At 72.8% G+C, this 20,206-nt stretch carries 19 protein-coding genes; 15 read left to right on the top strand and 4 right to left on the bottom strand.

The annotated features are described in order from the left end of the window. The first annotated feature begins 45 nt into the window (after nt 1-45). Entirely contained in the window at nt 46-828 is a 783-nt protein-coding gene (gene thiD, locus ACZ6ZI_RS13975) for a bifunctional hydroxymethylpyrimidine kinase/phosphomethylpyrimidine kinase (protein WP_469520569.1), read from the top strand. Between the two features lie 158 nt (nt 829-986). On the opposite strand, the gene rpmB is transcribed toward thiD, so the two are convergent. Further along, the gene (rpmB, locus tag ACZ6ZI_RS13970; protein WP_007266795.1) at nt 987-1,172 is read right to left on the bottom strand and encodes a 50S ribosomal protein L28; all 186 of its coding nucleotides are present in this window, start codon (nt 1,170-1,172) and stop codon (nt 987-989) included. Nucleotides 1,173-1,414: 242 nt separating this feature from the next. Here rpmB and ACZ6ZI_RS13965 point away from each other — a divergent pair, with 242 nt between their 5' ends. The 9 genes from ACZ6ZI_RS13965 to mutM all read left to right on the top strand — a co-directional run bounded on the left by ACZ6ZI_RS13965 (nt 1,415) and on the right by mutM (nt 10,566). Beyond that, entirely contained in the window at nt 1,415-3,091 is a 1,677-nt protein-coding gene (locus ACZ6ZI_RS13965; protein ID WP_469519835.1) for a DAK2 domain-containing protein, read from the top strand. A gap of 26 nt (nt 3,092-3,117) precedes the next feature. Further along, a complete protein-coding gene (gene recG / locus ACZ6ZI_RS13960; RefSeq protein ID WP_469519832.1) occupies nt 3,118-5,310 on the top strand; it encodes an ATP-dependent DNA helicase RecG in 2,193 nt (730 codons plus the stop codon). Nucleotides 5,311-5,431: 121 nt separating this feature from the next. Further along, nucleotides 5,432-6,010 (top strand): 16S rRNA (guanine(966)-N(2))-methyltransferase RsmD, encoded by a 579-nt coding sequence (rsmD, locus tag ACZ6ZI_RS13955; protein ID WP_469519830.1) that lies wholly within the window; start codon nt 5,432-5,434, stop codon nt 6,008-6,010. Between the two features lie 29 nt (nt 6,011-6,039). Then, complete coding sequence (coaD, locus tag ACZ6ZI_RS13950) at nt 6,040-6,519, top strand: pantetheine-phosphate adenylyltransferase (RefSeq protein ID WP_363057618.1); 480 nt, start codon at nt 6,040-6,042, stop codon at nt 6,517-6,519. Nucleotides 6,520-6,649: 130 nt separating this feature from the next. After that, nucleotides 6,650-7,792, top strand: a complete 1,143-nt coding sequence (locus tag ACZ6ZI_RS13945) for an ATP synthase F0 subunit B (RefSeq protein ID WP_469519827.1) — start codon at nt 6,650-6,652, stop codon at nt 7,790-7,792. Nucleotides 7,793-7,934: 142 nt separating this feature from the next. Continuing rightward, nucleotides 7,935-8,582, top strand: a complete 648-nt coding sequence (locus tag ACZ6ZI_RS13940) for a YceD family protein (RefSeq protein ID WP_363057616.1) — start codon at nt 7,935-7,937, stop codon at nt 8,580-8,582. 2 nt (nt 8,583-8,584) lie between these two features. Next, nucleotides 8,585-8,758, top strand: a complete 174-nt coding sequence (rpmF, locus tag ACZ6ZI_RS13935) for a 50S ribosomal protein L32 (RefSeq protein WP_003965982.1) — start codon at nt 8,585-8,587, stop codon at nt 8,756-8,758. 19 nt (nt 8,759-8,777) lie between these two features. Beyond that, nucleotides 8,778-9,602: a ribonuclease III gene (gene rnc / locus ACZ6ZI_RS13930; RefSeq protein WP_363057562.1), complete on the top strand. Its 825-nt coding sequence runs from the start codon at nt 8,778-8,780 to the stop codon at nt 9,600-9,602. Nucleotides 9,603-9,696: 94 nt separating this feature from the next. Next, nucleotides 9,697-10,566 (top strand): bifunctional DNA-formamidopyrimidine glycosylase/DNA-(apurinic or apyrimidinic site) lyase, encoded by an 870-nt coding sequence (gene mutM / locus ACZ6ZI_RS13925; RefSeq protein ID WP_469519823.1) that lies wholly within the window; start codon nt 9,697-9,699, stop codon nt 10,564-10,566. Here the strand turns inward: mutM and ACZ6ZI_RS13920 are convergent. Beyond that, nucleotides 10,539-10,943 (bottom strand): winged helix-turn-helix transcriptional regulator, encoded by a 405-nt coding sequence (locus ACZ6ZI_RS13920; RefSeq protein WP_469519819.1) that lies wholly within the window; start codon nt 10,941-10,943, stop codon nt 10,539-10,541. The genes mutM and ACZ6ZI_RS13920 overlap by 28 nt on opposite strands. A 134-nt stretch (nt 10,944-11,077) precedes the next feature. Here ACZ6ZI_RS13920 and ACZ6ZI_RS13915 point away from each other — a divergent pair, with 134 nt between their 5' ends. Next, complete coding sequence (locus tag ACZ6ZI_RS13915) at nt 11,078-11,689, top strand: flavodoxin family protein (RefSeq protein ID WP_363057556.1); 612 nt, start codon at nt 11,078-11,080, stop codon at nt 11,687-11,689. 45 nt (nt 11,690-11,734) lie between these two features. Here the strand turns inward: ACZ6ZI_RS13915 and ACZ6ZI_RS13910 are convergent, their stop codons facing one another. Further along, nucleotides 11,735-12,685: a CAP domain-containing protein gene (locus ACZ6ZI_RS13910; RefSeq protein ID WP_469519816.1), complete on the bottom strand. Its 951-nt coding sequence runs from the start codon at nt 12,683-12,685 to the stop codon at nt 11,735-11,737. Between the two features lie 130 nt (nt 12,686-12,815). Between ACZ6ZI_RS13910 and ACZ6ZI_RS13905 the strand changes: the two genes are divergently transcribed. From ACZ6ZI_RS13905 to ACZ6ZI_RS13890, 4 genes are all read left to right on the top strand, one after another. After that, a complete protein-coding gene (locus ACZ6ZI_RS13905; protein ID WP_363057552.1) occupies nt 12,816-13,097 on the top strand; it encodes an acylphosphatase in 282 nt (93 codons plus the stop codon). A 349-nt stretch (nt 13,098-13,446) separates the two neighbouring features. Further along, nucleotides 13,447-13,662, top strand: coding sequence for a hypothetical protein (locus ACZ6ZI_RS13900; RefSeq protein WP_030227372.1), 216 nt, complete (start codon nt 13,447-13,449; stop codon nt 13,660-13,662). Nucleotides 13,663-13,817: 155 nt separating this feature from the next. Further along, on the top strand, nt 13,818-17,507 hold the full coding sequence (locus tag ACZ6ZI_RS13895; protein ID WP_469519812.1) for an AAA family ATPase: 3,690 nt from the start codon (nt 13,818-13,820) through the stop codon (nt 17,505-17,507). A 206-nt stretch (nt 17,508-17,713) separates the two neighbouring features. Continuing rightward, the gene (locus ACZ6ZI_RS13890) at nt 17,714-19,144 is read left to right on the top strand and encodes a sugar porter family MFS transporter (RefSeq protein WP_469519810.1); all 1,431 of its coding nucleotides are present in this window, start codon (nt 17,714-17,716) and stop codon (nt 19,142-19,144) included. A 45-nt stretch (nt 19,145-19,189) separates the two neighbouring features. On the opposite strand, the gene ACZ6ZI_RS13885 is transcribed toward ACZ6ZI_RS13890, so the two are convergent. Beyond that, nucleotides 19,190-20,176: an LLM class flavin-dependent oxidoreductase gene (locus tag ACZ6ZI_RS13885; RefSeq protein ID WP_363057546.1), complete on the bottom strand. Its 987-nt coding sequence runs from the start codon at nt 20,174-20,176 to the stop codon at nt 19,190-19,192. Nucleotides 20,177-20,206 lie beyond the last annotated feature (30 nt).

Genomic DNA, 20,206 nt, shown 5'->3' with positions numbered 1-20,206 from the left:
GCGCCCGCGCACGACGCGGAGCGGCCCCCGGCGGCCCGGCCGCCGCTGTGCCTGACCGTCGCCGGATCCGACTCCGGCGGCGGTGCGGGCATCCAGGCCGACCTCAAGACGATGCTCGCCCTCGGCGTGCACGGCATGAGCGTGATCACGGCGGTGACCGCCCAGAACTCCCTCGGTGTGCGGGGGGCGTGGGAGCTCCCCGCCGAGGCCGTCACCGCCCAGTACCGGGCCGTGGTGGACGACATCGGGGTCGACGCCGTCAAGACCGGCATGCTCTCCTCCACCCCCCTGGTGGAGACGGTGGCCGCCCTGCTGGCCGACACCGCGGCCCCCGCGGTCGTGGACCCCGTCGGCGTCTCCAAGCACGGGGACGCCCTGCTGGCCGCCTCCGCGCTGGACGCCGTCCGCAAGGAACTGCTGCCCCGGGCGACGGTGGCCACGCCCAACCTCGACGAGGTGACGCAGCTGACGGGCCTCGTCGTGGAGAGCGAGGACGACATGCGGCGGGCCGCCGACGCGATCCTGGGCTACGGAGCGCGCTGGGCCCTCGTCAAGGGCGGACACCTCGACACCGGCGGGCCCGAGGCCGTCGACCTGCTCACCGACGGCGCCACCGAACTGTGGCTGCGCGCCCCCCGCCACGACAACCGCCACACCCACGGCACCGGCTGCACCCTCGCCAGCGCCGTCGCGGCCGGACTCGCCAGGGGCCTGCCCGTACCGGAGGCCGTCACCGAGGCCAAGGCGTACGTCACCGGCGCCATCGCCGCCGGCTTCGCGCTCGGCGGCGGCATCGGCCCCGTGGACCACGCCTGGCGCACGCGCTGACGACACCGGCCGCCCCCTCGGGGGCGGCCGGTGTCGGGTCCCGACCTCACGCGGACCTCACGCGCTCGCGGCTCCGGGAAAGGCAAAAGGCCGGTTCACCAGAGGTGAACCGGCCTTCTTGGCAACCGGAAAGGGCTGCGCTACGACGACGAGAGGCGTCAGCGCGAGACCTTGCCGGCCTTGATGCACGAGGTGCAGGCGTTGAGGCGCTTCGGCGTCCCATTGACCACGGCACGGACGCGCTGGATGTTCGGGTTCCAGCGACGCGAGGTGCGGCGGTGCGAGTGGGAGATGTTGTTGCCGAAGCTCGGCCCCTTGGCGCAAACGTCGCAGTTGGCAGCCACAGGTCACTCCAAAGACTTCAGATGCAATTACAGTGAAATCCGGCGCACCGGAATCAGAGATCTGAAGTGGCTTGCCGGATGAATGTCCCGACTCTCGACGGGCAACCTGAGCAGCATACAACGACTGCTTCGGTCCAAGAAAACTACCATGTCCGGACCGGGCTCCGCCCCGGGGTCCCGGCTCGGCCGGAACCCTTCGTTACCCTGCGGTGAACCCTGGCCCGCACAAGGAGGAACGCCCGGTGGCGCACGAGTCCGAGCCGCACACCCTCGACGCCGAAGCCGTGCGCACCTGGAGCTCGCTGGCCCTGGCCGCACTGGGCCGGGCCCGCGAGGACATCGACGCCATCAACGTCTACCCCGTCGCGGACTCCGACACCGGCACCAACCTCTACCTGACCGCCGAGGCCGCCGACCGCGCCCTGGCCGGCGCCTGCCGGGCCGCCGGGAGCGCCCCCCGGGCGACGGACTCCGTGACCGAGGACACAGCCGCGCCGCTCTCCCTCGCCGAGGCCGTACGGGCCTACGCGCACGGCGCGCTCATAGGCGCCCGGGGCAACTCCGGGACGATCCTCGCCCAGCTGCTGCGCGGCGTCGCCGACGTCCTCGGCTCCGCCCCCGGCGACCGCGCCCCCGGCCCGCTGCTGGCGCGGGCCCTGGAACGCGCCGCCGAGGAGGCCTACCGGGCCGTCGCACACCCCGTCGAGGGGACCATGCTCACCGTCGCCGGCGCCGCCGCCCGCGCCGCCGGGGCGGCGGACAGGGCCGCCGCCGGCGTCGCCGAGGTCGCCCACGCCGCCTACGAGGGGGCCCGTACGGCCCTCGCCGAGACCCCCGGACAGCTGGCCGCGCTGGGCCGGGCCGGCGTGGTCGACGCCGGCGGCTGCGGGCTGGTCGCCGTACTCGGGGCCCTGTGGCAGGCGCTGTCCGGGCGGGAGCCCGACGCGCGGGCCGTCCCCGGCCGCCTGGTGCCCGTACCGGGCGAGGGCCCGGCGTGCGCCGAGGACGAGGGCGGACCGGCGTACGAGGTCGTCTACCTGCTGGAGGCCGCCGAGGCCGCCGTCGACACCCTGCGCGAGACGCTCGACGGGCTCGGCGACTCCCTGGTGGTGGTCGGCGGCGACGGCCTGTGGAACGTCCACGTGCACGTCGACGACCCCGGCGCGGCCGTCGAGGCCGGGGTCGTCGCCGGGCGCCCCCACCGCATCCGCATCACCCACTTCGGCGACGAACGCCGCCGGACCGCGGCCCCGCGCGCCCAGCGGGCCGTCGTCGCCGTCGTCCCCGGCGAGGGACTGGCCGCGCTGTGCGGCGAGGCCGGCGCCACCACCGTCCTCGCCCGCCCCGGCGAGCCGCCCGCCGTCGCCGAACTGGTCGACGCCATCCACCGGGCGCACGCCCGCGAGGTGGCCCTGCTGCCCGGCTCCGCCGACCTGCGGGCCGCCGCCTCCGCCGCCGCCGAGAAGGCCCGCGCCGACGGCGTACGGGTCGCCGTGATCCCCACCCGCTCCGCCGTCCAGGGCCTCGCCGCGCTCGCCGTCCACGACCCCGACGCCAGCTTCGACGAGGACGTGGTCGCCATGACCGCCGCCGCCGGCGCCACCCGCTACGGGGAACTGGCCGTCGCCGAAAGGCAGTCCTTCACCTCCGCCGGCATCTGCCAGGCCGGGGACGTCCTCGGCCTCATCGACGGCGACGTCGCCGTCATCGGATCCGGCCTCCCCGAGACCGCCGAGGCCGTCCTGCGGCGCATGCTCGGCTCCGGCGGCGAACTGGTCACCCTCGTCCTCGGACCCGAGGTCCCCGACACCCTCGCCGGGCGCCTGGAGGCCTACGTCCAGCACGGCCACCTCGCCGTGGACACCGTCACCTACCGCGGCGGGCGCTACTCGGCCCCCCTGCTCATCGGGGTGGAATAGCGGGCTTGTCGGCGCCATGGTGTGCAATGGAACACGTGCCCGCGCTCGACGAAGACCTCAAGAAGACCCTCGGCCCCGCCACCGCCAAGGTGCTGGCCGAACAGCTCGGCCTGCACACGGCCCTGGACCTGCTCCACCACTACCCGCGGCGGTACGCGGAGCGCGGCGAGCTGACGCCGCTCGTCGAGCTCTCCGACCAGCTCGACGAGCACGTGACGGTCGTCGCCCAGGTCGCCGACGCCCGGATCCTGACCTTCAACGGCGGGCGCGGCAAACGCCTGGAGGTCACCATCACCGACGGCAACGGCCGCCTCCAGCTGGTCTTCTTCGGAGCGGGCGTCCACAAGCCGCACAAGGACCTGCTGCCCGGCACCCGCGCGATGTTCGCGGGCAAGGTGGGCATGTTCAACCGCAAGCTCCAGCTCTCGCACCCCGCCTACGAACTCCTCGGCGCGGACGCCTCCGACCGGGACGCGGCGGCGGCCTTCGCGAGCCAACTCATCCCGATCTACCCGGCCTGCGCCAAGCTGGAGTCCTGGAAGATCTCCAAGGCGGTCGACGCCGTACTGCCCTCCGCCCGGGAGACCGTGGACCCCCTGCCCCCCGCCCTGCGCGAGGGCCGGGGCCTGATCCCCCTCACCGAGGCCCTCCTCAAGATCCACCGCCCGGCCACGAAGGCCGACATCGAGGACGCCCGGCAACGCCTCAAGTGGGACGAGGCCTTCGTCCTCCAGGTCGCCCTCGCCCGCCGCCGCCACGCCGACTCCCAGCTGCCGGCCGTCCCCCGCCGCCCCGCCTCCGGCGGCATCCTCGACGCCTTCGACGCGAAGCTGCCCTTCACCCTCACCGAGGGCCAGCGCACCGTCTCGAAGGAGATCTTCGACGACCTCGCCACCAGCCACCCCATGCACCGCCTCCTCCAGGGGGAAGTCGGTTCGGGCAAGACGATGGTCGCGCTGCGGGCCATGCTCGCCGTCGTGGACTGCGGCGGACAGGCCGCCATGCTCGCGCCCACCGAGGTCCTCGCCCAACAGCACCACCGCTCGATCACGGAGATGATGGGCGAGCTCGCGGAGGGCGGGATGCTCGGCGGCGCCGACCGCGGCACCAAGGTGGTGCTTCTCACCGGCTCCATGGGGATGCCCGCCCGCCGCCAGGCCCTGCTCGACCTGGTCACCGGCGAGGCCGGCATCGTCATCGGCACCCACGCCCTCATCGAGGACAAGGTGCGCTTCCACGACCTCGGCCTGGTCGTGGTCGACGAACAGCACCGCTTCGGCGTCGAACAGCGCGACGCCCTGCGCTCCAAGGGCAAGCAGCCCCCGCACCTGCTCGTCATGACCGCCACCCCCATCCCGCGCACCGTGGCGATGACCGTCTTCGGCGACCTGGAGACCTCCGTCCTGGACCAGCTGCCCGCCGGCCGCTCCCCGATCGCCACCCACGTGGTCCCCGCCAAGGACAAGCCGCACTTCCTCGCCCGCGCCTGGGAACGGGTCCGCGAAGAGGTGGAGAACGGCCACCAGGCGTACGTCGTCTGCCCGCGCATCGGCGACGGCGAGGACGAGCCCAAGAAGAAGCAGGCCGAGGGCGACGACGACCGCAGGCCCCCGCTCGCCGTGCTGGAGATCGCCGAGCAGCTCGTGGGCGGCCCCCTCGCCGGGCTTTCCGTCGAGGTCCTGCACGGGCGGATGGACCCCTCCGACAAGGACGACGTCATGCGCCGCTTCGCCGCCGGCGAGGTCAAGGTGCTGGTGGCCACCACCGTCATCGAGGTCGGGGTGAACGTCCCCAACTCCACCGTCATGGTCATCATGGACGCCGACCGGTTCGGCGTCTCCCAGCTCCACCAGCTGCGCGGCCGCGTCGGCCGCGGCTCCGCCCCCGGCCTGTGCCTGCTGGTCAGCGAGATGCACGAGGCGAGCCCCGCCCGCGCCCGGCTCGCCGCGGTCGCCGCCACCCTCGACGGCTTCGAGCTCTCCCGCATCGACCTCGAACAGCGCCGCGAGGGCGACGTGCTCGGCCAGGCCCAGTCCGGCGTCCGCTCCTCCCTGCGCATGCTCGCCGTCATCGAGGACGAGGAGGTCATCACCCAGGCCCGCGAGGAGGCCACGCGCGTGGTCGCCGCCGATCCCGAACTGGAACACCTGCCCGGACTGCGCACCGCCCTCGACGCGCTGCTGGACACCGAGCGGGAGCAGTACCTGGAGAAGGGCTGAGCGGGGCGGGCGACGGGAGCGGGCGGGGCCGCCCCGGACGTTCCGGGGCGCGACGACCTATCGTTGGCCCGAGACCACCTCCGCGCGCCCCCGCGCGCCCCCACCCAGCGAAGGACCCCAGATGACCCGCGTGATCGCCGGCACCGCCGGCGGGCGGCGGCTGGCCGTGCCGCCCGGCACCGGCACCCGCCCGACCTCCGACCGGATGCGCGAAGGGCTCTTCTCCACCTGGGAGTCGCTGCACGGCGTGGCGGGCTCCCGCGTGCTCGACCTCTACGGGGGTTCCGGTGCAGTCGGGCTGGAGGCCCTCTCCCGCGGCGCCGACCACACCCTGCTGGTCGAGGCCGACGCCAAGGCCGCCAAGGCGATCCGCGACAACATCAGGACGCTCGGCCTGCCGGGCGCCGAATTCCGGGCCGGCAAGGCCGAACAGGTCGTGGCCGCGACCGCCCAGGGGGACCCGTACGACATCGTCTTCCTGGACCCGCCGTACGCCGTGGAGCACGCCGAACTGGGCGAGATCCTCCTCACACTCCGCTCCAATCGCTGGATCACGACGGACGCGCTCGTCACCGTGGAGCGCAGCACGAGGAGCGGTCCGTTCCCGTGGCCGGAGGGGTTCGAGCCGTTGCGGTCGCGCAAGTACGGCGAAGGCACCCTTTGGTACGGGCGCGCCGTCCACGGCCACGAAGAGTCATGATGCCCGCACGGGAGATCGAGGGAGTTCAGTTGCGCCGCGCCGTCTGTCCGGGGTCTTTCGACCCCATCACCAACGGGCACCTCGACATCATCGGTCGGGCCTCCAGGCTCTACGACGTCGTCCACGTCGCCGTGATGATCAACCAGTCCAAGAAGGGGCTGTTCACCGTCGAGGAGCGGATCGAACTGATCCGCGAGGCGACCGCCGACTACGGCAACGTGGAGGTCGAGTCCTTCCACGGCCTGCTCGTCGACTTCTGCAAGCAGCGGGACATCCCCGCCATCGTCAAGGGCCTGCGCGCCGTCAGCGACTTCGACTACGAACTCCAGATGGCCCAGATGAACATGGGTCTGTCCGGCGTCGAGACGCTGTTCGTGCCGACCAACCCGACCTACAGCTTCCTGTCCTCCTCCCTGGTCAAGGAGGTCGCGGCCTGGGGCGGGGACGTCGCCCACCTGCTGCCCGCGCACGTGCACGCGGCCCTGGTCGAGCGGCTCGGCGAGAGGTGATCCGACGGCGGTCCGGGTGAGCTTCGTTCGGACCGCCCCGCCGCCCCTCCCCGCGGCCCTACAGTCGTCCCCTCAGCCGTTGCGGCCGTCCCGGGAACCCCACCCGGGGGCAGGGAGAGTACGAGCGACTATGGACGTACAGAAGAAGCTCGACGGGATCGTCGCGGCCGTCGCCGGCGCCCGGTCCATGCCCATGTCGGCCTCCTGCGTCGTCAACCGCGCGGAGCTCCTCGAACGTCTCGAAGAGCTGCGCGAGGCCCTCCCCGGCTCCCTCGCCCAGGCGCGCGAGGTGATCGGCGGGCGGGAGCGGATGGTCGAGGAGGCCCGCCGCGAGGCGGACCGGATCATCGAGGACGCGCACGCCCGGCGCGGCTCGCTCGTCTCCGACACCGAGATCGCGCGGCGCTCGCGGGCCGAGGCGGACCGGATCCTGGAGGAGGCCCGTCGGGAGGCCGAGGGGATCCGGGCCGAGGCCGACGAGTACGTCGACAGCAAGCTCGCCAACTTCGAGGTCGTCCTCGGCAAGACCATCGGCTCCGTGGGCCGGGGCCGCGAGAAGCTCCTCGGGCGCGGCCCGGGCCTCGACGAGCAGGGCGTCCCCGACCCGCACGTCCCCGAGCGGAGCGAGGACCCGAGCGTGTTGCGGGAGCGGGCGGACGCCTACGTCGACACCAAGCTCGCGACCTTCGAGGCGGTGCTGACCAAGACCCTGGAGGCCGTCGGTCGGGGTCGGCTGAAGCTGCTGGGCCGGGTGCCCACCGACGACCTCGGCGCCGAGGCGGCCGGGAGCCGGGGGGCCCGTGCGGTCAGCGACGCGGACTTCCTGGCCGGCCTGGCCGAGCCGGATCCCGCCCCCGCGTTCCCCGCGGCCGGGGCCCCGTCGGCGTACGACCCCTACGACGTACACGCCCCGTACGCCGGGCAGCCGCAGCCCGTCGCCGCCGGGCAGGAGGTCTACGGCGGGCAGGAGACGTACGCGTACGCCGGCCAGGACCCGTACGCCGCCCAGAACCCCTACGCGGGCCCGACGTACGCCGGTCAGGGCTACGCGGACCACGCCCACGCCGGGCAGAACCACGCCGGGCAGGCCGGTCAGACCTACGACGGCCAGACCTACGCGGGTCAGGCCTACGGGCAGCAGCCCTACGGGGCGGGGTACCAGTCGGACCCGTACGCCGCCCCCCGGCCGGGGCCCGGGGCGGAGGAGACCGGCTTCTTCGACACGAGCATGATCGATCTGGAGCAGCTGCGCCGGTACGAGCAGGGGCGTTAGCCCGGATTGGGCGCAGGGCGCATCGCCGGGTATCCTGGCTCTTCGGTCGCGCGTATGCACCGCGATCCATGCTGCCCGTAAGCGGCCTTCGTTTGCGCGGCAGGTCTTTGATCTTCAGCGATCTGTGAAAGCAGGAACGGCCCTGAACACCCGCCTCGACCACCGCAACCCCCTCGTGTTCGACACGCACGAGCTGGGTCGGCGTCCTGGTGCCATGCAGCGGCTCTCCCGCGAGATCGACGCGCCGGCGGACCTCGGTATCGCCGGTGTCATCGGAGTGCCGGAAGGCACCCCGTTGAAGCTCAGCCTCCGCTTGGAGTCGGTCATGGAAGGGGTGCTCGTCACAGGCACCGTCCGTGGCTCGGCCGCCGGAGAGTGCGTAAGGTGTCTGGAGGCCGTCGAGCGTGAGCTCAAGGCGGACTTCCAGGAGATGTTCTCGTACCCTGACGCCGACGACCGGGGCCGCTCTCACGCGGAGCCGGCCGACGACGCCGAGGACGACGAGGACACGCTCTTCCTCGAGGACGGCTTGTTCGACCTCGAACCCGTGCTGCGCGATGTGGTGGTGCTCGCACTGCCCATGCAGCCGGTGTGCCGGGAGGACTGTCTCGGACTGTGCCCCGATTGCGGGCTCGGCCTGAACGACGACCCGGACCACCACCATGACGCCGTCGACATCCGTTGGGCGGCATTGCAAGGACTCGTCACCGATCAGGGCGTCGAGAAGGACAACATGAGCGGCACTGCGTCTGACGGAGTTCAGAGCGCCGCCGAGAAGCAGGAGAAGTAGCCGTGGCTGTTCCGAAGCGGAAGATGTCGCGCAGCAACACGCGCCACCGCCGGTCGCAGTGGAAGGCTGCGGTCCCCACCCTGGTTTCGTGTGAGCGTTGCCAGGAGCCGAAGCTCCAGCACATCGCGTGCCCGAGCTGCGGCACCTACAACAAGCGCCAGGTCCTCGAGGTCTGAGCGGCTGGTGAGAGGCGCAATGTCTGAGCTGTCCAACGCTGAGAAGCAGGCAGACAGTAACAACGCGGCCTCGTCCCACACGCTTCTGGAAGGGCGGCTCGGGTATCGACTCGAGTCCGCCCTTCTGGTGCGTGCGCTGACCCACCGTTCGTACGCGTACGAGAACGGCGGTCTGCCCACCAACGAACGCCTGGAGTTCCTCGGGGACTCCGTGCTGGGCCTGGTGGTCACGGACACGCTGTACACCACCCACCCCGACCTGCCGGAAGGCCAGCTGGCCAAACTGCGGGCCGCGGTGGTCAACTCGCGCGCGTTGGCGGAGGTCGGGCGCGGCCTCGAACTCGGCTCCTTCATCCGGCTGGGCCGGGGCGAAGAGGGCACGGGTGGCCGGGACAAGGCTTCCATCCTCGCCGACACCCTGGAAGCGGTGATCGGCGCGGTCTACCTCGACCAGGGCCTCGACGCGGCCTCGGAGCTGGTCCACCGGCTCTTCGACCCGCTCATCGAGAAGTCCTCCAACCTCGGTGCCGGCCTGGACTGGAAGACCAGTCTCCAGGAACTCACGGCCGCCGAAGGCCTCGGTGTTCCGGAGTACCTGGTCACCGAGACCGGTCCGGACCACGAGAAGACCTTCACCGCTGCCGCCCGCGTCGGTGGTGTCTCGTACGGCACCGGCACCGGCCGCAGCAAGAAGGAAGCGGAACAGCAGGCCGCGGAGTCCGCCTGGCGCGGGATCCGCGCCGCCGCGGACGAGCGGATCGCGGCGGCCTCCGCCGCGACCGAAGCCGCTCCGGCGGAGGGAGACGGGACGCCGACGCCCGCCGACCCGACTCCGGAAGCCTGATCGCTTTCTTTTACAGTGACCCCGTCGCACCCCGGTGCGGCGGGGTCTTCTGTTCCCCGCACCGCGTCCACTGCCATCCCCCCGGAGGAACACCGTGCCCGAGCTGCCCGAGGTCGAAGTGGTGCGCCGCGGACTGGAGCGGTGGGTGGCCGGTCGCACCGTCGCGTCCGTCGAGGTGCTCCACCCCCGGGCCGTACGCCGCCACCTCGCGGGCGGGGCCGACTTCGCGGACCGCCTGGCCGGGCAGACCATCGGCGTGCCGATGCGGCGCGGCAAGTACCTGTGGCTGCCGCTGGAGGGACGCGAGCTGTCCGTCCTCGGGCACCTCGGGATGAGCGGGCAGCTGCTGGTGCAGCCGGCCGGGGCCCCCGACGAGAAGCACCTGCGGATCAGGGTGCGCTTCGACGACGCCGCCGGGACCGAGCTGCGCTTCGTCGACCAGCGGACCTTCGGCGGGCTCTCGCTGCACGAGACGGTCCCCGGCAGCGCGGAGAACCTGCCCGACGTCATCGCGCACATCGCCCGCGACCCCCTGGACCCCCTGTTCGACGAGGGGGCCTACCACCTGGCGCTGCGGGCCCGGCGCACCACCGTCAAGCGGGCCCTCCTGGACCAGTCGCTGATTAGCGGCGTCGGCAACATCTACGCCGACGAGGCGCTGTGGCGCACCCGGCTGCACTACGAGCGGCCCACCGCCTCCCTCACCCGACCCAAGAGCGTGGAGCTGCTCACCCACGTGCGCGAGGTCATGACCGCGGCGCTGGACGTGGGCGGCACCAGCTTCGACAGCCTCTACGTGAACGTCAACGGCGAATCCGGGTACTTCGACCGGTCCCTCGACGCCTACGGGCGCGAGGGCGAGCCGTGCCGCCGCTGCGGGACCCCGATGCGGCGGCGGGCCTGGATGAACCGGTCCAGCTACTTCTGCCCGCGCTGTCAGCGGTCGCCGCGCGCGGCGTCGTAGGACCGCCGGGATTCCAGGACCTCGTCCATGCTGCCCTCCAGGAAGTGGATCAGGGCGAGCAGGCGGTCCGCGACCTCGCGGCCGAGCGGGGTCAGTTCGTAGTCGACGCGCGGCGGGTTCGTCTGCTGCGCCTCGCGCAGGACGATGCCGTCGCGCTCCAGCGCGTGCAGGGTCTGCGAGAGCATCTTCTCGCTCACGCCGTCCACGCGGCGGCGCAGCTCGTTGAAGCGGCAGGGCCCTTCGCGCAGGGCGCCGACGGTGAGGCTGCCCCAGCGGCCGGTGACGTGCTCCAGGGTCTCCCGCGAGGGACAGGCGCGCGCGAAGACGTCGAACGGCAGTTCGGGTGAGGGTGCTTCGGTGCGGACAGGGGTCTCCATGACGTCAAGCGTACCTCCGGGTAGCGCTAACCGTCTGCTTGCGCTTTCAAAAAGTTAGTGCTTCTCTTGGTCTCGTCGCCGCTCGGTTCGGCGACGCCACCCCACGCCTGGCACCACCCCTGAGGAGCACCACCATGTCCGCGACCACCCCCACCCCCGTCGTCTCGATCGCCTACCACTCGGGTTACGGGCACACCGCCGTCGTCGCCGAGGCCGTCCGGGCCGGCGCCGCGGCCACCGGGGCCACCGTTCACCTGATCAAGGTCGACGAGATCGACGAGGCCGGCTGGGCGCTGCTCGACGCCTCCGACGCGATCGTCTTCGGCTCCCCGACCTACATGGGCACCGCGTCCGGCGCTTTCCACGTCTTCGCCGAGGCCACCTCGAAGCGTTGGTTCGGCGACGTGTGGCAGGACAAGGTGGCCGCCGGGTTCACGAACTCCGGCTCGAAGAGCGGCGACAAGCTCCACACGCTCCAGTACTTCCAGACGCTGGCCGCGCAGCACTCCATGAGCTGGGTGAACCTGGGCCTGAAGCCGGGCTGGAACTCCAGCACCGGTTCCGAGGACGACCTCAACCGCCTGGGCTTCTTCTCCGGCGCCGCCGCCCAGACCGACTCCGACGGGGGTGTGGACGCGGTGCACGCGGCGGACGTCGCGACCGCCGAGCACCTGGGCCGCAGGGTCGCGGAGCACGCGCGCGTGCTCCTCGCCGGGCGCGCCGCGCTGTCGCTCGTCGCGGCCTGAGCGGGTCGATCGGCCGAGGCCGCCGAAGCAGGCGACCCGGGGCGATCAGAAGCCGAACTCCTGGGTCCACCAGGGGCCGCCGGCGCCGAAGTGGACGCCGACGCCCATGGTGCGGAATTCGCAGTTGAGTATGTTCGCCTTGTGGCCCGGGCTGTTCATCCAGGCCCGCATCACGGAGGCGGCGTCACCCTGACCGCGGGCGATGTTCTCGCCGCCCAGACCGCCGATGCCGGCGTTCTCGGCCCGCTTCCACGGGGTGTTCCCGTCCGGGTCGGTGTGGTCGAAGAAGCCCCGCGCCGCCATGTCCCGGCTGAAGGCCCCGGCCAGCGCGGCCAGCGGCGGGTTGGCCCGGACCGCGACGCAGCCCGCCTGGGCGCGCTCCTGGTTCACCAAGGCGAGGACGGCCGCCGCCTCGGCGGCCTGCCCGTCCGCGGGGGCGGACTCGGAGGCGGAGGGGGAGGGCTCGGGCGCCGGCGGCTTCGGGGCCGGCGGCCGGGGGGCCCGCGTCGTGGGGGGCCGCTCCGGCTCCTTGGCCGGCTCCTTGGTCGGCTCTTTGGCGACGGGGGAGGCGGCCGGGGCCGGCGAGGTCGCGGGGGAGGGCGATCCCGAGGCCGACGGGGAGGGTGAGGCCGACGGGGAGGGTGAGGCCGACGGGGAGGCGGTGGCGGAGGCGGACGCGGAGGCCGACGGGGCCTTCGAGGCCGACGGGCCGACCGGATTGGGGCCGCCCGACACCCGGCCGGACAGGTTGGCGAGGCCGCCCTGCTCCACCGGGGCCCGGTCCGCGGCGCTCGCCGAGGGCTTCGGTCGCGCCTGCGGCTCGCCCGCCGAGTCCGTGCCGACGTAGGGGAAGGAACCGCCGACCGGGACGAATCCGGTCGTGACGGCGGCCGTGCCGAGGGCCACGGCGACGGACACGCCGAGCAGGCCTCCCCGGACCACGGCGCGGCGCCTGCCGCCGCCGTGCGGCGGGGAGGGGAGTCGGTGGCGTCCCATCGGCGGCCGCCCTTTCCTGCGAAGTCGTTCTTTGCTCACCCGAACGGGCGATGTGCTGGTGGGGGACTGTAGCCCAATACGCCAGGGGGGCGATGATCCACGAATTCGTTTGCCCGGTTAGCGTTCACGCATGAATGAAGATGTCCGCATGACCGCGTGGGTGCGCGGTCGTGTACAGGGAGTGGGCTTCCGTTGGTTCACCAGGGCCAATGCCCTGGAGATCGGCGGGATGGTCGGCTTCGCGCTCAATCTCGACGACGGTCGAGTGCAGGTGGTCGCCGAAGGTCAACGTGAGAATTGCCACCGGTTGCTGGAGTGGCTGCGCTCCGGCGACACGCCCGGGAGGGTGGACGGGGTGACGGAGATCTGGGGGACGCCGCGCGGCGGCTACGACGGCTTCGCGATCCGGTGATCAATCGACCGATCATGAACTGATCGGATCGCGGGACGGTCCGCATGCGGTCGGAACTGCGCATTCACCGACGAGGCGTTGCCGTCCCGCTCGATCCGTGGAAGGCTCGGAGACGAGGATGATCTCTGCGCCCCTTGTGCGGGCCGGGCTGCCCGCCGATACGGGGCGTGATCGTGTTGACCGTCAAACTTTTTGGTGAGACGCTGGAAGCCCCGCGCACCTGAGCTGTTTGGCAGTGTTGGCAGTACCAAGCGCAGTGACTGACAGTCGCTGTCGGACATCCGCGGGTGCGATTCCCTCACGACCCACACCGCTTCGGTCGGTCACTCAGTGTGGAGGACCATCCATCATGGCAAAGGCGCTTCTCGGTTACGTCGGCGGTTCCGACCCGCGACTCCTCGCCGAGATGCGACGGCTTCAGCAGCGCGTCCAGGACCTCGAGTCCGAGCTCGGGCGAATCCAGTCCGAGAACGACGCACTGAACGCGGCCGCCGCTCAGCACGGAGACTCGCTGCTGGACAGCATCGACCTCGACGTACCCCAGGCGGAGCCTGCGCTCACCTGATCCGCGCGCATTCGTCACCCGATTCCAGCCCCGCTTGATCTGCAAGGGACGCTCCGGCGTCCCTTCGTTCTTTCGGGGGTTCCCTTTCCTTTGGCGTTTGGTGTGCCCTGCACCTTCACGGGCGAAACCGAACGCGAGAGGTAGAGTCCGGCGGCGTGCACCTCAAGTCCCTGACCCTGCGTGGCTTCAAATCCTTCGCTTCCGCGACGACCCTGCGCTTCGAACCGGGGATCACCTGTGTCGTGGGCCCGAACGGATCGGGCAAGTCCAACGTGGTGGACGCGCTCTCCTGGGTCATGGGGGAGCAGGGGGCCAAGACGTTGCGCGGCGGGAAGATGGAGGACGTCATCTTCGCGGGCACCACGGGCCGCCCGCCGCTGGGCCGCGCCGAGGTCTCCCTCACCATCGACAACTCCGACGGCGCGCTGCCCATCGAGTACGCCGAGGTCACCATCACGCGGATCATGTTCCGCGGCGGCAGCAGCGAGTACCAGATCAACGGGGACACCTGCCGGCTCCTCGACATCCAGGAACTCCTCTCCGACTCCGGCATCGGCCGCGAGATGCACGTCATCGTCGGGCAGGGCCGGCTCGACTCCGTGCTGCACGCCGATCCGCTGGGCCGCCGCGCCTTCATCGAGGAGGCTGCGGGCGTCCTCAAGCACCGCAAGCGCAAGGAGAAGGCCCTGCGCAAGCTCGACGCGATGCAGGCCAACCTCGCACGGGTGCAGGACCTCACCGACGAACTGCGACGCCAGTTGAAGCCGCTGGGGCGCCAGGCCGCGGTCGCCCGCCGCGCCGCCGTCATCCAGGCGGACCTGCGCGACGCCCGGTTGCGGCTGCTCGCCGACGACCTGGTGTCGCTGCGCACCGCCCTGGACGCGGAGATCGCCGACGAGGCGGCCCTCAAGGAGCGCAGGGAATCGGCGCAGCGCCGACTCGCGGAGGCCGCGCGGCGCGAAGCCGAGTTGGAGGAGACCGTACGGCGGCTCGCGCCCCGGCTCCAGCTGGCCCGACAGACCTGGTACGAACTCTCGCAGCTCGCCGAACGGGTCCGGGGCACCGAGTCCCTGGCCGAGGCGCGCGTCCGCAGCGCCTCGGCGCCGGTGGAGGAGGAGCGCCGGGGTCGCGACCCCGAGGACATGGAGCGCGAGGCGGCCCGGATCCGGGAGCAGGAGGCCGAACTGACGGCGGCCCTGGAGGCGGCCGGGCGGGCGCTGGAGGACACCTCCGGGCACCGCGCCGAGCTGGAGCGGGCCCTCGCCGAGGAGGAACGGCGCCTGCGGGACGCGGCCCGGGCCCTCGCCGACCGGCGCGAGGAGCTGGCCCGACTGACGGGGCGTCTGGGCGCGGCCCGCTCGCGGGCGGGCGCCGCGCAGGCGGAGATCGAGCGGCTCGTGGCGTCCCGGGACGAGGCCGAGGCCCGGGCGGTGGCGGCCCGCGAGGAGTACGAGGCGCTGGCCGAGGAGGTCGACGGCCTGGACGACCCCGACGCGGAGGGGGAGCACGAGCGGGCCCGCTCGGAGCTGGTCGAGGCGGAGGCGGTCCTCGGCGCGGCCCGGGAGGCGCTGGCCGGGGCGGAGCGATCCCGCGCGGCCGTCGCGGCGCGCAGGGACGCCCTGGCGCTCGGGCTGCGGCGCAAGGACGGTACGGGCGCGGTGCTCGCCGCGCGCGAACGGCTGGTCGGGCTGCTCGGTCCGGCGGCGGAGCGGCTGACGGTGGCCCCGGGCCACGAGGTCGCCGTGGCCGCCGCGCTGGGGGTCGCCGCCGACGCGGTGGCCGTGGCCTCGCCGGGGGCGGCCGCCGCGGCGATCCGCCACCTGCGGGACACGGACGCGGGGCGGGCCGGGTTCCTGGTCGCGCCGCCCGCGGCGCTGCTCCCGGGCCAGTCCTCGCCCGGGACGGCCGGTCGGGCCCCGGTCCCGGCGGCGGCCGGCGAGCCCGTGCCCGAGGACGCCGGGTCGCCCGCGCCGGCACGCGGCGCGGAGGCGGCGGCCGGCGCGGCGCACGCCGCCGCGCGCGGGTTCACCCGTACGGCGGTGGTGGGTCGGGAGGCCGCCTCGCTGGTCGGCGGGGACGCCGAGCTGTGCCGGGCCGTGGCCCGGTTGCTGCGCGACCACGTCGTGGTGGGCTCGCTGGAGGAGGCCGAGGCGCTGGTCGGCGAGGACCCCGGGCTGGTCGCGGTCACCGCAGACGGGGACGTGCTCGGCGCGCACTTCGCGCACGGCGGCTCCGCGGGCGCGCCCAGCCTCATCGAGGTCCGGGCCGCCGTCGACGAGGCCGCCGCGGAGCTGGAGCGACTGGAGGCCCGCTGCGGGGAACTGTCCGGGGCCGAGGAGGCGGCGCGGGAACACCGCGCCGCCTCGGCCGCCCGGGTCGAGGAGACGGCCGAGCGCCGCCGCGCCGGCGAGCGGGCCCGCGCGGGCGTGGCGCAGCGGCTCGGAGGGCTCTCCGGGCAGGCGAAGGGGGCCGCCGGCGAGGCCGAACGCGCGGCCCGGGCCGCGGCCTCGGCGCAGGAGACGCTGGAGCGGACGCGGATCGAGGTGGAGGAGTGCGCGGAGCGGCTCGCGGCGGTGGAGGAGATGCCCGTCGCCGAGGAGCCCGACGGCTCCGCGCGGGACCGGCTCGCGGCCGACGGGGCGAACGCCCGGCAGACGGAGATGGAGGCCCGGCTCCAACTGCGTACGCACGAGGAACGGGTCAAGGGCCTGGCCGGTCGGGCGGACGCGCTGGACCGGGGCGCGCGGGCCGAACGCGAGGCCCGGGCGCGGGCCGAGCGGCGGCGCCTGCGGCTGCGTCACGAGGCCGCGGTGGGCCGGGCCGTGGCCGACGGGGCGCGGCAGTTGCTGGCGCACCTCCAGGTGTCGCTCGGTCGGGCGGAAGGGGAGCGCGCGGCGGCGGAGTCCGCGCAGCAGGCGGGGGAGAAGGAGCTCGGCGAGGCCCGCGGGCAGGGGCGCGACCTGAAGGACGAGCTGGACAGGCTGACGGACTCGGTGCACCGCGGCGAGGTGCTGGGCGCCGAGAAGCGGCTGCGGATCGAGCAGTTGGAGACGCGGGCGCTGGAGGAGCTGGGGGTGGAGCCGGCCGCGCTCGTCGCGGAGTACGGCCCCGACCAGCCCGTTCCGCCGTCGCCCCCCGCCGAGGGGGAGGAGCTGCCGGAGGATCCGGAGCACCCGCGCAACCGGCCGGGCCCCTTCGTACGCGAACGGCAGGAGAAGCGGCTCCGGGCCGCGGAGCGCGCGTATCAGCAGCTCGGCAAGATCAATCCGCTCGCCCTGGAGGAGTTCGCGGCGCTGGAGGAGCGCCACCGCTTCCTCGGCGAGCAGCTGGACGACCTGCGCAAGACGCGGGCCGACCTCCTTCAGGTGGTGAAGGAGGTCGACCGGCGGGTGGAGGAGGTCTTCACCGAGGCCTACCGGGACACCGCCCGGGAGTTCGAGGGGGTGTTCTCGCGGCTGTTCCCCGGCGGCGAGGGCCGGCTCGTGCTCACCGACCCGGACGACATGCTGGCGACCGGGGTGGACGTCGAGGCCCGCCCGCCGGGCAAGAAGGTCAAGCGGCTGTCGCTGCTGTCGGGCGGCGAGCGCTCCCTGACGGCCGTGGCGCTGCTGGTCTCCATCTTCAAGGCCCGCCCCAGCCCCTTCTACGTGATGGACGAGGTCGAGGCCGCGCTCGACGACACCAACCTCCAGCGGCTGATCCGGCTGATGGTCGAGCTCCAGGAGAGCTCGCAGCTGATCGTCATCACGCACCAGAAGCGGACGATGGAGGTCGCGGACGCCCTGTACGGCGTCTCCATGCAGGGCGACGGGGTCTCGAAGGTCATCAGCCAGCGCCTGCGCTGACCCCCCGGACCGGCGCCTGCGCCCCTTCGGGTTCAAGAGCTGAACTCAATCACCGGAGAAGTCAGGTAACACGACCTTCTTACGAAGTATTGACTTCAGGAAATGAACGAATAGGCTCGCTCCGCTGTCTCCCGACTTCGAGTGGTGCCCGATCTTTACCTGTGCGCCACTAAGGAGAACGGACAAAACCCCCCACGGAGCTCACCTTGACCAGCAGCACAGCGCAGGTACCGCCCGGCGGCGGACGCGCGTCGCAGCCCGAACACCTCGGGCACGTCATCTTCATCACCGCTGCCGCCGCGATGGGCGGTTTCCTCTTCGGTTACGACAGCTCCGTCATCAACGGCGCCGTCGTCGCCATCCGGGACCGTTTCGACGTGGGCTCCTCGGCCCTCGCCCAGGTCATCGCCGCCGCGCTGATCGGCTGCGCCCTCGGCGCCGCCACCGCCGGCCGGCTCGCCGACCGGATCGGCCGCATCCGCTGCATGCAGATCGCCGCCGTCCTCTTCACCGCGAGCGCCATCGGCTCCGCCCTGCCCTTCGCCCTCTGGGACCTCGCCCTGTGGCGGGTCGTCGGCGGCTTCGGCATCGGCATGGCCTCCGTGATCGGCCCCGCCTACATCGCCGAGGTCTCCCCGCCCGCCTACCGCGGCCGGCTCGCCTCCTTCCAGCAGGCCGCGATCGTCATCGGCATCGCCGTCTCGCAGCTCGTCAACTGGGGCATCCTCAACCTCGCCGACGGCGACCAGCGCGGCGACCTCGCCGGCCTGGAGGCCTGGCAGTGGATGCTCGGCGTGATGGTCGTCCCCGCCGCCCTCTACGGCCTGCTGTCCTTCGCGATCCCGGAGTCCCCGCGCTTCCTGATCTCCGTCGGGCGCACCGCCGAGGCCAAGAAGGTCCTCACCGAGGTCGAGGGCACCGGCATCGACGTCGACGCCCGGGTCGCGGAGATCGACCACGCGATGCGCTCCGAGCACAAGTCCACCTTCAAGGACCTGCTCGGCGGCCGGTTCGGGCTGCTGCCCATCGTCTGGATCGGCATCGGCCTGTCGGTCTTCCAGCAGCTCGTCGGCATCAACGTGATCTTCTACTACAGCTCCTCGCTGTGGCAGTCGGTCGGCATCGACCCGAGCGCCTCGTTCCTGTACTCCTTCGAGACCTCCGTCGTGAACATCATCGGCACGGTGATCGCGATGGTGTTCGTGGACCGCCTCGGCCGCAAGCCCCTCGCCCTCATCGGCTCGGTGGGCATGGCCCTCTCCCTGGGCACCGCCGCGTGGGCGTTCTCCTTCACCACCGGCACCGGGGAGGACGTCACCCTGCCGCACACCCAGGGCATCGTCGCCCTGGTCGCGGCCAACCTCTTCGTCCTCTTCTTCGCCCTCTCCTGGGGCGTGGTGGTCTGGGTGCTGCTCGGCGAGATGTTCCCCGGCCGCATCCGCGCCGCCGCCCTCGGCGTGGCCGCGGCGGCCCAGTGGGTGGCCAACTGGCTGATCACCGTCAGCTTCCCGACCCTGGCCGACTGGAACCTGTCCGGCGCCTACGTCATCTACACCGTCTTCGCCGTGCTCTCGATCCCCTTCATCCTCAAATGGGTGCCGGAGACCAAGGGCAAGGCGTTGGAGGAGATGGGGTAACCATCCCCCGCCACCACCCCTCTCCTCCCCGGGTGCTGCCCCCGCTCAGTCCTTGAGCCGGGGCAGCACCTGTTCGCACAGCAGGCGCAGGCTGCGCCACCCCTCGTCGAGCGGCATGCCCCCGCACAGCGGGTGCAGCACCAGGTTCCCCGCCTCGCCCGCGCCCCGGGCGAACTCCACCGCCTGCTCCGGGGACAGGATCCGGTAGACGCCCTCCGCGCGCAGCTCCTCGACCGTGCGGGCGCCCGAGCGCACCGCGCTGCGGATGTCCTTCGACTGCCAGGAGGCGTACGTCGCCGCCTCGTGCAGGAAGTGCCGCCCGTAGAGCGCCCAGGCCCGGTCCGGGTCCTCCGCGACGTGCAGCAGCGGGGTCTCGGGGGCGGGCATCATGCAGAAGCCCTCCGTCCCGTACTCCGCCAGCCGTTCGACGTAGTACGCCTCCAGCTCCGGCAGGTGCGCGCTGGGGAAGAACGGCAGGCCGAGCCTGGCCGCCCGGCGGGCGGCGGCCTCGGAGCTGCCGCCGACCAGGAGCAGCGGATGCGGCCGGGTGAAGGGGCGCGGGGTCACCCGTACGGTCCTGCCGCGGAAGGTGAACGGCTCGCCGGTCCAGGCCGCCAGGAGGGTCTCCAGCAGCTCGTCCTGGAGCCGGCCGCGCCGACCCCACTCCACGCCGTGCTGCTCGTACTCCCGCGGCCGGTAGCCGATCCCCGCCACCGTGACCAGGCGCCCGCCGCTCAGCAGGTCCAGCACCGCGATGTCCTCGGCGACCTTCAGCGGGTCGTGCAGCGGGCCGATGATCGCCGAGACGGTGACCGCGATCCGGCGGGTGGCGCCGAAGACGGCGCCCGCGAAGGCGAACGGGGAGGGCATCCAGTTGTTGTCCGTCCCGTGGTGCTCCTCCGTCTGGACGGTGTCGATCCCGTGCTCGTCCGCGTAGCGCGTCATCTCCAGCGCCTCCCGGTAACGGGCCGAGAGGCTCTCGGGAGTGCCGTTCGGGTCGACGAGATTGAACCGGGCCACGGTGATGGGCATGGAGGAGTCCCCCTTCGCCGGAGGTGGTGG

The organism is Streptomyces sp. NPDC103540, from assembly GCF_055584445.1.
The sequence above is the reverse complement of the archived record's forward strand: the minus strand, read 5'-3'. Positions and strand labels throughout refer to the sequence as shown.

Coding starts and splice junctions, on each gene's coding strand:
- rsmD (WP_469519830.1), top strand. CDS start 5,432: ATGACCCGCGTGATCGCCGGCACCGCCGGCGGGCGGCGGCTGGCCGTG.
- ACZ6ZI_RS13945 (WP_469519827.1), top strand. CDS start 6,650: ATGGACGTACAGAAGAAGCTCGACGGGATCGTCGCGGCCGTCGCCGGC.
- recG (WP_469519832.1), top strand. CDS start 3,118: ATGGAACACGTGCCCGCGCTCGACGAAGACCTCAAGAAGACCCTCGGC.
- ACZ6ZI_RS13915 (WP_363057556.1), top strand. CDS start 11,078: ATGTCCGCGACCACCCCCACCCCCGTCGTCTCGATCGCCTACCACTCG.
- ACZ6ZI_RS13910 (WP_469519816.1), bottom strand. CDS start 12,685: ATGGGACGCCACCGACTCCCCTCCCCGCCGCACGGCGGCGGCAGGCGC.
- ACZ6ZI_RS13905 (WP_363057552.1), top strand. CDS start 12,816: ATGAATGAAGATGTCCGCATGACCGCGTGGGTGCGCGGTCGTGTACAG.
- rnc (WP_363057562.1), top strand. CDS start 8,778: ATGTCTGAGCTGTCCAACGCTGAGAAGCAGGCAGACAGTAACAACGCG.
- ACZ6ZI_RS13920 (WP_469519819.1), bottom strand. CDS start 10,943: ATGGAGACCCCTGTCCGCACCGAAGCACCCTCACCCGAACTGCCGTTC.
- ACZ6ZI_RS13900 (WP_030227372.1), top strand. CDS start 13,447: ATGGCAAAGGCGCTTCTCGGTTACGTCGGCGGTTCCGACCCGCGACTC.
- ACZ6ZI_RS13885 (WP_363057546.1), bottom strand. CDS start 20,176: ATGCCCATCACCGTGGCCCGGTTCAATCTCGTCGACCCGAACGGCACT.